Below are 14,914 nucleotides of genomic sequence, written 5' to 3'. Positions count from 1 at the left end.
CTAATTTATGAGAACGTTCAGGCCCCCTTTCATCGCTTTTATACTTCTGTTTTCTGTCATACTTACCCCTGTAGCCCATGGCCAGCAGGTAGAGGGAAAAAAGGCACCACAAACCATTGAAGAATTGAGAGAAGCCATCCTGCAGGTCTTAAAAGATACCGGAACACCTGCTGCCGGTGTTGCGCTGGTAGATAAAGACGGACCGGTTTGGATAGAAGGCCTGGGAATGGCCGATGGGGAAAAGGGAATTCCTGCCGACGAAGAAACCATGTTCCGAATCGGGTCTACTTCTAAAATATTTGTTGCGCTTGCGATTCTAAAACTGCAGGAGGAGGGAAAGCTACGCCTGCATGACCGGGTGAAAGACTTAGTGCCGGAAATTGAATTTGAAAATCAATGGGAAAAGACAAATCCCATACTTGTAGCGCATCTCCTGGAGCATACCACTGGGTGGGATGATATTCACCTGGCTGAACTTATTCACAACGACCCCGAAGCAATATCCCTTAAAGATGGACTGGATTTTCATCCACATTCCAGGACATCCAAATGGGTGCCTGGAACAAGAATGGCCTACGCCAACTCCGGTCCGGCTGTGGCCGCCTACATCGTCGAGAAAATCGCTGGACAACCCTACGAAACATATATCCAGCAAAACTATTTCTCTCCGCTGGGTATGGAGACCATGACATTTTTTCTTTCTGATGACTATAGGAAAAAAGGAGCCATCCTATACAAAGAAGGATACCCACAGCAATACTGGCATCTCATTACAAGACCTTCGGGAGCTATCAACGCTTCTCCGAAGGACATGGCCAAACTGCTGCAGCTTTTTATCAACATGGGCAAGGTTGATTCTCTCAAACTGCTTTCCGAAAGATCCTTGAAAAGGATGGAGACTCCCTCAACCACCCTGGGCGCAAAGGCAGGCTTAAAATTTGGGTATGGGCTGGGTCTCTATACTTCCAATTTTAACGGTTATACTTATTACAAACATGGCGGCAGCGTGGGTGCCGGGAAATCTGATTTTTCTTACCTGCCGGGATATGGTTTAGGCTATGCAGTTCAGACCAATTCAGACAACACGGCAGCAATCAGAAAAATTGGTTCTCTTATCCGGGAATATCAAACCAGCCACCTGCCAAAGCCTGAGCAAGCTATCTTTTCTATAAGATCAGGTGCTATCGCGAAACCTGCTGATGGATATTACCTGCAGATAAACCCGATAAAGCAGTTGCCTTTCAAATTGCCGCCCTTGCTCGTAGAAAGAGTCTGGTCAGAGGGAGACACTGTGTATAATCAGTTTCCTGCTCATATTGGCCGGATAGTCAGGTTCGTACCTGTTGAAAGGGGCGTGTATCATAACCTTCACACAGGTAGAAATGATTTTGTAGTAGTGAATGATCCGTTGGCTGGTCAGGTTTTAGAGTTGGCCGGGGCGGAAAGCGGTACGGTTACATTGGCTCCTGTTCCCGCTATACTGGTGCTCGGAAGAGTAGTAGTGTTCCTGCTCTGGATAGCATTTGTCCTGCATGCTGGTCTCCTGTTGCCCTTTTGGGCTTACCGGTACTGGAAAGGCAAAATTCCCAGAGGTGCTCCTCTACTGGTCAGGATCTGGTCTCTCTTACCCGTCGTGTTCCTGGGAATAGCTGTGGTGCTTCTTGCTGCAGGGGCTATGGAAGGAAAAGAATACCTGGCAAAACCCAGTTTCATCTCAATTCCTGTCATGCTGGCAACTATAGCCTTCTTTGCTTCGGCAGTTTTCGCTTTTGTCATGGTGGTCTGGTACAGAAATAAGGGCATCAAAAGGGCTGCTTATTTTCCTGCCGCTTTCCTGTCAGTATTACATCTTCTAATGGCATGCTACTTTTTGTTCTATGGCTTAATAGGCCTGCGAACCTGGGCGTAGGTGGCCGCATTTCAGGTAACAAATTAATAGAAACTACCGCAACTAAGCAGTAAGCGTATGGCACTTCAAATTACCAACCTCTCGAAAACTTATTCCAACGGCGTGCAGGCGCTGAAGAACGTAACGCTTTCCATTCCCAAAGGCATGTTTGGACTGCTAGGACCGAACGGGGCCGGAAAATCTACGCTGATGCGCATTTTGGCCACGCTGCAGGAGCCGGATGAGGGCCTGGTTCACCTGGGCGACATAGACGTGGTAAACCAGAAGGAGGAGGTGCGTAAAACGCTAGGCTACCTGCCTCAGGAGTTTGGTGTTTACCCGAAAGCAAGGGCGGAGGATTTGCTCGATTACTTTGCGGTGCTCAAGGGTACTACCATCCGAAAGGCACGAAAAGAAGTGGTGGAAGCGCTCCTGCGCCAGACAAACCTGTGGGAGGTGCGCAGGCAGAAGCTGGGGGGCTTTTCGGGGGGCATGCGGCAGCGCTTCGGCGTAGCAGTGGCCTTGCTGGGCAACCCAAAGCTGCTGATCGTGGATGAGCCCACGGCAGGCCTGGACCCGGCGGAGCGTGTGCGCTTTCTCAACCTGTTGAGCGAGTTGGGCGAGAACAGCGTGGTGATTCTCTCTACCCACATCGTGGAGGATGTGTCGGAACTGTGCACCACCATGGCCATCATCAACAAGGGACAGATACTGCTGAAAGCAGAGCCCCTGAAGGCGGTGGAGGGGCTGCAGGGGCATATCTGGCGCAAGCTGATTGAGAAGCACACGCTACCTTATCTGGAGCAGGAGCACCAGGTAATCTCTACCAAATTATTGAGCGGGCGCACCATGGTGCACATTTACAGCCAAGAGGCACCCGGCCATGGCTTTGAGCTGGTGGAGCCCGACCTGGAGGATGTTTACTTCAGCACCATGGCTGGCTACTACAGTTTCAGCCAGACAAAGGAGACCGTATAATGAAGTTCTGGAAGATCTTTCGCTTCGAGCTGGCCTACCAGATACACCGTTCCTGGCCCTGGCTCTTCATCGTTGTCCTGGTTGTACTGAGCTTCCTAATGACGCGGGACGGCTCCCTTTCGGAGGTGCTGTACGCCAACTTCTTTCTTAACTCTCCTTTTTCTGTAGCGAAAACCACGGTATTCGGAAGCCTGATCTGGCTCGTGATGGCCGCGGCCATCGCCGGGGAGGCGGCAGCGCGGGATGTGGCAACATAAGATAATGTAGTGGAGGTGGAGACACAGGGGACAAGTACAGCAGCTAAACCTGCAAGTCAGAGAAATAAACGACAAAAAAAGGCAAGGCCATGAAGTTTCGTGAAATCTTCCGATTTGAATTCCACTACCAGCTACGCAGCGTCTCGACCTGGATTTACCTGGGCATAGCTTTTCTGTTTCCTTTGTTCTTTTCAGCGATAGGAGAGTCTTCGGATGATGCCGTATTTCTGAATGCGCCCTCCTCTCTTATCTTCATAACAGTTTTTGCGAGCGTTATCTGGTTATTGTCGGCGGGAGCTATTGCCGGGCATGCAGCTGCCCGGGATGTACAAACCCGCATGCATCCGCTAATGTATACTGTTCCTGTCCGTAAAATCGAGTACCTGGGCGGGCGTTTTCTGGCGGCTTTCCTGCTGAATGCACTTATTCAACTGGCGATTCCGTTAGCTTTTTTCCTAAGCTTTCATATTCGCACGGTAGACGCCGCACAACTGGGTCCCTTTCGGGCGGAGGCTTTTCTGACAACTTACTTCTACCTTTCCCTGCCGCTCGCTTTTATTGTTACTGCCTGCCAGTTCTCCTTTTCGGTATTAAATCGGAACGCTATTGTCGCCTATGTGGGCAGCCTACTTCTGTTCCCTATCATCTTTCCACTCATCGGAACGATGGTGGCTAAGTTTGCAGGAAACTGGGAGCTGGTAAAGCTGATAGATCCTGTAGGCTTCAGCATCATTGGCAGTGTGGATACATGGACAGCCTTTGAAAAGAATACGCGCCTGCTTCGCCTGGAAGGCATGTTTCTCTGGAACCGCGTCCTGTGGCTAAGTTTAGCACTGGGTATACTTTCTTATACTTACCTCCGCTTCAGTTTTGTGCATACAGCAGCGGGCAACTGGTGGAGTCGCTTTAAACGAAAGCCCAGCGTGGAGGCTCCAGTGGCTCGTGCAACCAGGAGGAATACGCCACTTACCATAACCCCTGCTTTCAGCGTTGCAACCCATGTACGCCAAACGTTTGCTATTGCAGGATACTCATTCGGTGCAATAGTGAAGAGCAAGGCAGGGCTAGTCGTCGTGGGACTCCTAACCTTGCAGATGATCGTTTTTGCCCATGAATACCTTGAATTTCGTGGCGTTCCGCAGTACCCCAACCTGATGAACCTGCTGGGAATGTTGACCGCATCTCTTCGGGACTTTCAAACCCCGCTGATCATCATACCCATACTTATTAATTATTATGCGGGAGAACTGGTGTGGAGAGAAAGAGAGGCTGGCCTGGACAAAATTTCGCATACAATGCCAGTTTCAGAATGGTCCCTCTTTCTGGGCAATTTCTTAGGACTGGCACTTATCATGGGGGTGTGGCTGGGTTTCCTGCTGTTGGCCGGAGTTATCATTCCTATGACAATGAACTACCCTACCGTAGAAGTAGGGGTGCTGCTGAAGGTGCTCTTCGGAATTCAGCTCACCAACTACCTGCTTTTCGCGCTACTTGCACTGGTGGTGCATGTGCTGGTAAATCAAAAATACCTCGGGCACCTGGTTATGCTGCTTGTTTACCTAGCCATGGTATTTGCGGCAAAGATCGGGATTGAGCACAACCTGCTACTCTATGCCTCAGATCCGGGCTGGTCCTACACCGATATGCGCGGCTTTGGTCCATACCTGGCGCCTTGGCTATGGTTCAAGCTTTACTGGGCAGCCTGGGCAATGCTGTTCGCCGTAGCAGCGCGGCTGTTCTGGGTTCGAAGTATGTCGGAGAAGCTCTGGATGCGCCTGCGGCTTACGCGCCAGCGTTTTACCCGGGCCACTGCTTTGACGGCGGTAGCAGCAGGAGGTTTTGTTCTGATTTCGGGCGGCTATATTTTCTATAACACCAACGTGCTGAACGAGTACAGCACTGCCGCCGAAAGAACGGAAAAAATTGCCCAATATGAGCTGAAGTATGGCAAGTATAAGCACACGCCACAACCGCTTTTGACAGGAACTAAGCTTCAGGTAGAAATTTATCCGGAAGACAGGAGCGCGGAGATACGAGGCGCCTATACGTTGATCAACAAAAGCACCCTGCCGATAGACACCATCCACCTGGCAACGGCAAATGGGGTGAAGACAGGAGCTGTCAAATTTGACCGTGCGTTTACAAGTATAGCGGAAGACCAGCAACTCGGCCACAGCATCTACAAGTTAAGCAAACCACTGGAGCCGGGCGATTCCCTCCGTTTAAGCTTTGCAGTTGCGTATCATGCACAGGGGTTTCCTCACAAGGGAATAGTTGTATCCGTTATTGAAAACGGCACCTACTTCATCAACTATAACTGGTTGCCTGCAGTGGGCTACCAGGCCATGCGCGAGCTAAGAGACAATGGAGAAAGAAAGAAGTATGGCTTGGGCCCATGGGCTGTTCCTTCGCTTTATGATGCTGCGAATACCAAACGCATTATGCCCGGGCAGGAGCTGATACATTTGGAGGCAGTGGTGGGTACAGCCGCCGGGCAGGTGGCAATCGGTCCGGGAGCGCTGCTTGGTACATGGAAAGCGGGCGGGCGTAATTACTTCCATTATGCGACCAGTGCGCCCATCCGGAATAACTACTCCTTCTTTTCTGCCAACTATGCCACGCAGGAAGCAACATGGAAAAACCCTGAATCAGGGCAGGCAGTAGCTATCCGGTTGTATTACCACCCGGCACACGGTGAACACATAGACCGGATGGTGAAAAGTGTAAAGGACTCCTTCGCCTACTACACCAGAAAGTATGGCTCGTATCCCTACAGCCATATCACCCTTATTGAGCGCTCGGGCTATGCGGGTGAGTTGAACGCAGAACCTACTACCGTTGACTATGGAGAGTCTTTTACCTTCTCCAACCAGAAGGATAATCCATGGGCATTGGATCTGGTCTACTTTCCGATAGCGCATGAGATAGCCCATCAGTGGTGGGGCGCGGCGCAGTTACTTCCCGCTCATGTGGAAGGTGGTATTGTGGTGTCCGAAACGCTCGCCAATTACACATCCCTGCAGGTGGTGGAAGAAACTTACGGGAAGGAGCATGCAAGGAAGCTCCTGAGCATGTGGCGCAAATCGTATGAAGTGCCGCGGTCACGCGCAGCGACCCCCTTGCTTCAGGCTACCGACGCCTTCATTGGCTACCGAAAAGGTCCGCTTGCCCTGCATGCTTTGTCCGAGTATATCGGTAAAGAGCGCGTGAACAACGCGCTTCGGCAACTTCTTACGAAGTATGGCTCAGGAAAACCACCTTTTGCGACCTCTCTTGATCTGTACCGGGAACTGAAGGTTGTTACCCCCGACTCACTGCAGTACCTGTTACACGACTACTTTGAGAAGAACGTTTACTGGCAGCTTAAAGCGGTTCAGTCGGAGGCTCAGCAGCTGGATTCCAGTACCTGGCAAGTAACGCTTCAAGTGGACGCCAGAAAAGTGGTAGTCGACAGCACAGGTGCAGAAGTAGCTGTGCCGATGCATGATTGGGTGGAAGTCGGCGTTTTCGCGGCTTCGGAGAAGGAATTAGGTAAGCCCCTCTACCTGCAAAAGCACCGCATTCGCTCGGGCGTGCAGACGATTACGGTGAAAGTAAAGAAAAAGCCTTCCCGCGCCGATATCGATCCGAATTACCTGCTGATTGACCTGAACCTAGAGAATAATACCCGAAAAGTGAAGCTGGAGGGAGTAGCCGAAGAGGGGTTTGATTTGATTTAAAAGTTGAGCCGGGAAATTGGGTAGGAGAACAGAATTATGCAGGACGCAAACTGAGGAAGCTGCTCTTGGCTAGGCCGAGAAAACGTTTTGACCAGTAGCAATGCTGCTGAAGGTTTTTTTAAGTCGCAGGTACATAGGCTATACTTTAGGCGGAAGCTGTAAAAAGAAAGTGGAGCAATCCGGCCAGGGCACTGATTCCAATCCAGGGAATCATTCCTACCTTAAACCGGTACATGGCTACCAAGGAAATAATTATCCAGGCGAAGCTGAAAATGTCAAGCGCCTGAAGGGAAAGGCGCTCAGGGAAGAGAACAGCCTGGGCAAAGTATACGGTAAGGTTCAAAACTACGCCCACCACCGCGGCTGTTACCACGCCCAGCACTGCTTTAACGCTACTGTTGCTTTGGGTTTTCTCTATGATAGGAGCGCCCGCCAGAATAAACAGAAAGCAAGGCAAAAACGTGTAATAGGTGGTCGTTAGTAAGCCAAGAGAGCCCATGAGCAGGGAGCCACCGAAATAATTGTACCCCGCCATGAACCCTACAAAGGCCAGTACCATGATGAGCGGACCAGGGGTGGTTTCTCCCAAAGCCAGGCCATCGATCATTTCCAGTCTGGTCAGCCAGTTGAAATCCTCCACAGCCACTTGTGCCACGTAGGGCAAAACAGCATAGGCACCGCCAAAGGTTACAAAAGCTGCTTTTGTGAAAAATGCCACCAACCTCTCCCAGAAGGCAGCGCCCTGGCTCATGTTCAGAACCAGGAAAGGCATTACCCACAACGCACCAATAACGCCGAGCTGTTTCAGCAAACGCCCGACCCGGAAAGCTGTATGCGGTACCTCCGAATCCATGTTCAGGTAATACCCCTTTTCATTTTCGGAGATTTCGCGCGCTGTTTTCTTTTCGGTGATCAGGGTAGGGTACAACCGCATGGCCAGCCAGCCGAAGAGTACAGCACCCAGAATAATGTAAGGGAAGGGAATGTTGAAAAAGAAAATACCGGTAAAGGAGGCAACGGCTACCATCACGTGTAAAAGGCTCAACAAGGACTTTTTTGAGATCTTAATAAGGGCCAGGATCACAATGGCCACCACGGCGGGCTTTAACCCATAAAACATAGCCGCCACCCAGGGTATTTCCCCGAATGTAACATAGACGGCGCTTAAACCGAGCAGGATAAAGACGGAAGGCAGCACAAACAATGCCCCGGCTACCACACCGCCCGCTGTTCCGTGCAGCAGCCAACCGATATAGGTAGCCAGTTGCTGTGCCTCGGGGCCGGGCAGCAGCATGCAGTAATTGAGCGCGTGCAGGAATTTACGGTCAGAGATCCATTTTTTCTGATCCACCAGAAACGTGTGCATTATTCCGATTTGGCCTGCAGGTCCCCCAAAGCTTATAAAGCCCAGTTTCAACCAGAAGTAAAAGGCTTCTCTGAAACCCGGCTTGGCAATTGGAATGGCGGGTGAATGCTGTTCGCTCATATCATCTGTTTTGTTTACAAACATCATACACAATTATATAACTAACCAGAGCAGCAGTAGCATGTACTTTTAAAATTGTCCCTCAAACTCATTACGCTTGGTTGCGCTTTGCTGCACCAAATGATGGCCTAAAGTCCAGACCTTATCTACAGAATTCAAACAGCTATAGCTGTTTTACTGCGGTGCCAGTTAAATGATGCAAGTTATAATCACTTATGCTTTTCAGCTTCTATGGGCTAAAATGGATGCAGGTATAAACATATAGATTTGTATATTTATGTGCACACACGACCCGCTATGCTGAAACAACTTATACTTGCATTCCTTCTTCTGCTCTGCCTCCTAAACCCCGGTTATGCCCAGCAAAGCCTGGAGAAGACCTCCTTCCGCAGCCACTATACTTACATCTACAAACTGACAGACAAGGAAGCCCATACGCTACATAAATTGGGTTCTGGGGTAGTGAAAGACTCATACTTTCATTCATTAGTTGACTCCTTTGCAGTTAATACCCGTTTTGATGCTACCCTGCCTCAGGGCCATTATCTATACATGCACAGCAAGGGGCCTGATCTTGTGTACACGCTGCACACGGTGTCACCGTTTTCGATTAAAGTGCTGCAGCAGCGGGCTGCGCTGAATGTACTGGTGCACGACAGTTTGGGCAACGCCATACCTGAGGCGGAAGTACTGGTAAATAACAGAAAAGCCTCTTATAATCCTGTTACCCATACGCACAGCCTCAGGTACAAGCCGAAGGATGCGCTACTTGCCGTACGTCTGAACGGATTTACGCACTATGTAAAGCTTGAGAAAGCAAAAAACTACACCAGCAACAGGAGCTTTCTAAACAAAATTGTTTACGCAAGGCCACTATACTATATCTGGCGGCCCTTCTACGACACCTACCGTTCCGTTCGGGGGTGGCACCCGCAAGGCTGGTTACGCAGTGTTGCTTCTTTGTTTGATTCGCAGTACCGCCAGCAGGATGAGAGTAGCAAGTATAAAGGCTATTTTATCACAAACAAACCGAAGTACCTGCCCGGGGACACAGTCAGGTACAAAGCTTTTATAGTGGACAGAAACGGCAACCCCTACAAGGGAAAAGCTCTCCTTAAACTGTACAGTTACCGGACCAAGGAAAAGAGGCTAGGGGAGGTAAAGCCTTACCGAAGCGGCGCTTTGGAGGGCTTCTTTATTTTGCACGACAGCCTTAAACTGGAACTGGATCAAGTGTATAATCTATCCCTAAGCAGACCTGACAAAAAGCAGCAGGATCTTATTTATACTTCGTTCAGGTACGAGGATTATGAACTTAAGGAAAACAGCTATACCCTGAACCTAAAGCAGGACAATCATCACACGGGCCAGGAAAACAGCCTAAAAGCCAAGGGCACGAATGCCAATGGCCTTAACCTCCTGGATGCGCGGGTGGAGGTAGTGGTGACAACCAGAAGGATTGTTAAAAGTGAACAGCCGTTTCTGTTTGTCCCGGATACGCTCTGGCTCCACCAGCAGCCATTGGATGCTGCAGGTGAAACGACTATTACGCTTCCACAAAGTGTTTTTCCGGAAGCAAGTATAGACTATGCCGTAACAGCCAACTTCTTAAACGCCAGCAACGAGCGTACATCCAAGACCCGCAATGCAACCTACCACTTCACGAATGGCCACTTAAGCATCGAGTTGCTTCAGGATGGCCTGCTGGTGAGGTACCAGGAGGGAGATCAGTCTAAGGAAAGAGAAGCCACACTAGCTGCTTACAATGCTGATTATGATGCTATTCTGGAAAGCACCGTACAGTTGCCAGCCAAAGTGCCACTAAATGCTTTTGCCGCAGGCTACGAAGTTACCTCAGGAGAACTGTATGAAGAGCTGGACTTAATGGCGCATGAAGCGGCCAATATAACCTTACAGAACTCCAGAACGAGCGATTCCTTATATGTAGCCATTGAAAACCCAAGGCGGCTGCCGTACTGGTACTTTATTTACCGGGGCGAAAAGTTAGTGAAGCAGGGGCACGGAATGGCTGCTGAAAACTTTCGGCGTCAGCAGGCAAAAGGCAGTCAGCCATACTTTGTTGTGGTGCAGTACGTGTGGGCCGGGGAGGTGCACCAACTGCAGGAAGATGCTCCTTTGCGAAAGCGCTTACTGACCATAGACCTACAGGCACCGCAAGTGGTGTATCCGGGGCAGAAAGCAGACTTAAAAGTAGCCGTAACAGACGCCGAAGGCAAACCGGTGCAAAATGTAGACCTGACCGCCTATGCACTGACATCCAAGTTCAAGGCGCAGCACGTCCCTAGCCTGCCCACCTGGGACCGTTACAAAAAACAAAAGCCTTACCGTCAGCTGGAACGGAATGACGAACGCCTGGAAGGAAAAAAACTGATGGATTGGGACTACTGGGGACGCCGAATGGGGCTTGATAGTATGGCCTATTATCATTTCCTGTACCCGGAAAAGGGAATTTTTACCGACTACGCTGCCACTGTAGACAGTATCACGCAATTTTCGCCCTTCGTGGTTGATTCGGGAAGGGTAGTGCCGGTGCATGTAGTGTACCTGGATAATGTGCCGGTCTACTTTTCGCAGACGGATGTGCTGCCCGCTTACGCCTTTGCCGCCGATAGCGGCTACCATTCAATTAAGCTTCGCACAGCCGATAAACTCATCTCATTGGACAGTGTGTACCTGCAGCACAAGTATAAACTTATACTTAGCGCAGACATAACGGCTGTCGATAACCCGATTGCCACGCCTGCTGAAAAGTTGTGGCTAACCGATTATGAGCGACGGGTGCTCTCCAAATACCTGTTCCGGGTAGCCTACAGCAACAGCGACAACGCCGCTTACCTGCAACAGGGAAATCGGGTATTGCTGCTAGGTGACAGCGCCCCGAGATACTACTCTAATCGCAATCAGGAGAAAACGGTTTTGGTGGGTCCCTTTAGCCCAAACTGGATGCAGTATGTGCGGCTCCATAACTTTACAACCAACTTCATGATGGAGCCGGGGTATGCCTACTCTTTTGAACCGGGCCTGCTGAAGATGCGGGAAATTAAAGGAATGGAAAACAAGGTTAGCCTGCCTCTGTGGGACAAGTGGGAGCGAAAGCCTGAACTGCTGCGGCATGAGGTTTTAACAGAAAGAAAGATCTATGACAACTGGGAAGATGTACAGTATGAACGCCTGTTAGGTAAACTTTATACTTCTAATTCAGCTGGTATAGCAGCTGGCACTGGCAGGCTAGGCTGGAGCCTGCAGCCTAAACTGAAAGAGCGGGTTAAGCTGGTGTTGTTGCATCAAGCCGGAAAGCCGGATAGTATGCTGTTTTACCCAAGGGAAAGCACGATACTCCATAACCTGCAGCCTGCTACTTATACCTTAACCCTTGCTTTTGAAAGTGGCCGTTTTGCGGCGGCTGATGTCAAGTTAAAGGCTAACGGGCAGACACACGTTTCCTTTGACTCCACTGCTCTGAAAAAAGCATCAAATGAAAGCAAGTACCTGCTGAACCTGGTTGACGAAAGGGTGAAGCAGCTCAAAAAAGCAGAACGGAATGCTGCAGAAGAGCAGGAGCAACAAAAGCAGATAGCGCGGCAAACAACCTTCAGCTATACTTCCGGCATTGAGCAATACGACCATGAAGTGTCTGGTATCGTTGCTGATAAAGCCACAGGCGAGCCCTTGCCAGGTGTTACAGTGCTGCTAAAAGGTACAACTACAGGCGTAGCAACAGACATGAGGGGGCACTATACTTTGTATGTTCCTGCTGATGGTGTGCTGGTATTCGGGTTCATTGGTTACGATCCAAAAGAAGAAAACATAAATGGCCGTGGAAATGTAGATGTTACACTTGATATCAGTATTCAGCAATTACAGGAAGTAGTGGTGACAGGCTACGGCGTTAGCAGATCAAATAACACGGTAACCAGTTCAGTAGCCACTGCGCTACAGGGGCGGGTAGCAGGTGTTAACATCAGGGGTGTGGCAAGTATAAGTATAAACTCCAATGATGCCAAGCCTCTGATCATTGTAAACGGTGTTCCTTATAGCGGCTCACTGGAAGATGTTAAAAACGTGGCCACAACTACTGTGCTGAAAGGCGAAGAAGCGACTGCTCTCTACGGATCGGTCGGGGCAGCCGGTGTGATTATCATCACTACAAAAGCAGGGGCTGCACTTGCAACTACCGATGCAGTACAGGAGCAGGCAAACGCTATACGCAACAACTTCTCTGACTATGCCTTCTGGCAACCGAGCCTAACCACAAACAAGCAAGGAGAAGCGACTTTCAAAGTTACCTTTCCGGATGACATTACGAGCTGGAACACCTATGTGATCGGCATGAACAACAGCAGGCAGAGCGGTTTCTTTACAGGGAATATAAAGTCATTTAAGGCGATGATGGCTACCCTACACTTGCCGCGCTTTTTGGTGGAGGGCGACGAGGCGCATGTAGTGGGAAAAGCGCTGAACTACATGCCTGATTCTGCTGAAGTAACCACTTATTTTGAAGTTGCAGGCAAAAGGCTGAAAGAGCACCAGAAACAGCTGCAGAAAACCTTTACAGACACGCTGCACCTGACAGCGCCTGCAGCACCGGACTCTGTGGAGGTGCTTTTTGGTTTGCGCCGGGCTTCAGGTTTTGCAGATGGCGAACGCCGCTTTGTAACTGTTTACCCGAAGGGAGTGGAAGAAACACAGGGATACTTCCTGCCGCTCTATGCCGACACGACCTTCACACTTGATTTTGATCCGGCGAAAGGCCCTGTTACGGTGCACACGCAGGGAGACCTGCTACAGGTGATGCTGAATGAAATAGACTACCTGCACAAGTATGAGTACTGGTGCAGCGAACAGGCCGCATCGAAGCTAAAAGGTTTGTTGCTGGAGAAACGGATAAGAAAGCAGCTGGGTCAGCCTTTTGCCTACGACCGCATGGTAAACAGGCTCATAAGGCACCTGGAGAGAACACAGCTGAAAGGCGGCGCCTGGACCTGGTGGGAACAGGGCCCGGCCTACTCCTGGATTACGAATCACGTAGCAGAGGCGCTGACGATGGCCAAACTTGAAAACTACAAAGTAAAATACCAGGAACAGCAGCTGGTAGACTACCTGATTTACGAGTTGGAAAGCAATCGGCAAAACGACAAGCTAACAGCCCTCGAAACGCTGTATGCGTTAAAAGCAGAGGTCGATTTTACCCACTATGTGCGAGAGCTGGAAAAAAAGAAGAATACTGGGCTGGAAGACCAGTTCAGGTTGACCCGCCTGAAGCAGCAGATCGGCCTGCCCGTACAACTGGATACGCTCCAGAAGTATAAAAAGCAGACTATGCTAGGTGGACTGTTCTGGGGAAAAGAGAAATTCAGTCTAGTTGACAACAACATCAGCAACACCCTGCTCGCCTATAAGATTTTAAGTGCTGCAGGCGATCATGCGCGAGAGCTTGCCCAGATCAGGGCGTACCTGCTAAGTGAGCGAAAGTCCGGGCACTGGCGAAATACCTATGAATCGGCAAGGGTGCTGGAGACATTGCTGCCAGACCTGCTCCAAAACCAAACAGGCAGCACGGGTATGGCGTCGAATAGCTTTAGCCTATCAGGAGCCGTTGACATGGAGGTGAAGGGCTTTGTTGCGGATACGACGTTTCTGGCAGGCCAGCCATTAATCGTGAGAAAACAGGGAGAGCTCCCGCTATACTTCACTGCCTACCAAACCACCTGGAATAAAACACCCCAGCCCGTAACAGAAGATTTTGTAGTGAAGACAACACTAAAAGGACTAAAAGAGGATGCGGTGCTGCAGGCAGGAAAACCAGTAGAAATGCTGGTGGAGGTAGAGGTAAAAGCTGATGCCGACTACATGATGATAGAAGTGCCTGTACCTGCCAGTTGCTCTTACGAATCAAAAACAGACAGAGGAGCTAATGAAGTGCACCGGGAATACTTCAGAAATAAAGTGAGCATCTTCTGCGATAAGCTGCCCGAGGGAAAGTATTCCTATACTGTAAAACTATTGCCACGCTATACCGGAACCTACACCCTGAACCCGGCAAAAGCAGAATTAATGTATTTCCCGACCTTCTTTGGCAGAAATAAACTAAAGCAGGTAATTGTGAGGTAAGGTTTGTTCGCAACAGGATAAAAGAGTCCGGCAGAAAGCCACTCCCCAATTAAAGGAGTGGCTTTTTTGCTGACATAACTACAAGTATAGCTTTACAGAATCTTCCATTAAATTTTCCAGCATGCCTGCTTTGCATTATCAGGCGCAGGACTGAAATGCAGCAGCAATGCCTTCCTCACAATTGTGTTTGGTATGTACTACGCGCTGGTTCTACCGACAGCTTTTACACTTAAATCAACTTCTTCTCACTCACTTCTGTCGATGTTTTCTTCTTCTTTACCAAGGCATCAGAAGCCGCTAAACTTTCAGTCGATGTAAAGTGCGGGTTGGTATAAATGATTTTCTTCCTATGGAATACTGAGTGTACTTTTCTGTAAGCTAAAGCGGGAGTAGCCGCCTTTTATACTTAAGGTGTTAGCTCTTGCCGCACTTACTAAAAACAAACCCTTGGCCG

6 protein-coding genes are annotated in these 14,914 nt (G+C 49.8%); 5 read left to right on the top strand and 1 reads right to left on the bottom strand.

Features of this window, described 5'->3' with window-relative positions:
* Window positions 1-7: 7 nt before the first annotated feature.
* From A0W33_RS00925 to A0W33_RS00910, 4 genes are all read left to right on the top strand, one after another.
* Window positions 8-1,909: a serine hydrolase domain-containing protein gene (locus A0W33_RS00925; protein ID WP_068836418.1), complete on the top strand. Its 1,902-nt coding sequence runs from the start codon at window positions 8-10 to the stop codon at window positions 1,907-1,909.
* Between the two features lie 57 nt (window positions 1,910-1,966).
* The gene (locus A0W33_RS00920) at window positions 1,967-2,866 is read left to right on the top strand and encodes an ABC transporter ATP-binding protein (protein ID WP_068836417.1); all 900 of its coding nucleotides are present in this window, start codon (window positions 1,967-1,969) and stop codon (window positions 2,864-2,866) included.
* Window positions 2,866-3,123 (top strand): hypothetical protein, encoded by a 258-nt coding sequence (locus tag A0W33_RS00915; protein ID WP_068836416.1) that lies wholly within the window; start codon window positions 2,866-2,868, stop codon window positions 3,121-3,123. Before A0W33_RS00920 ends, A0W33_RS00915 begins: the two co-directional genes overlap by 1 nt.
* 89 nt (window positions 3,124-3,212) lie before the next feature.
* On the top strand, window positions 3,213-6,842 hold the full coding sequence (locus A0W33_RS00910) for an ABC transporter permease/M1 family aminopeptidase (protein ID WP_068836415.1): 3,630 nt from the start codon (window positions 3,213-3,215) through the stop codon (window positions 6,840-6,842).
* Between the two features lie 145 nt (window positions 6,843-6,987).
* On the opposite strand, the gene chrA is transcribed toward A0W33_RS00910, so the two are convergent.
* Window positions 6,988-8,328 carry a chromate efflux transporter gene (gene chrA / locus A0W33_RS00905; RefSeq protein WP_068839859.1) on the bottom strand — a complete coding sequence of 447 codons (1,341 nt, stop codon included), beginning with the start codon at window positions 8,326-8,328 and terminating at the stop codon, window positions 6,988-6,990.
* A gap of 297 nt (window positions 8,329-8,625) precedes the next feature.
* On the opposite strand from chrA, the gene A0W33_RS00900 reads away from it, so the two are divergent.
* The gene (locus A0W33_RS00900) at window positions 8,626-14,460 is read left to right on the top strand and encodes a carboxypeptidase-like regulatory domain-containing protein (RefSeq protein ID WP_068836414.1); all 5,835 of its coding nucleotides are present in this window, start codon (window positions 8,626-8,628) and stop codon (window positions 14,458-14,460) included.
* Window positions 14,461-14,914 lie beyond the last annotated feature (454 nt).

Source organism: Pontibacter akesuensis (assembly GCF_001611675.1).
Lineage (GTDB): Bacteria > Bacteroidota > Bacteroidia > Cytophagales > Hymenobacteraceae > Pontibacter > Pontibacter akesuensis.
This window is presented reverse-complemented; position numbering and strand designations above follow the sequence as displayed.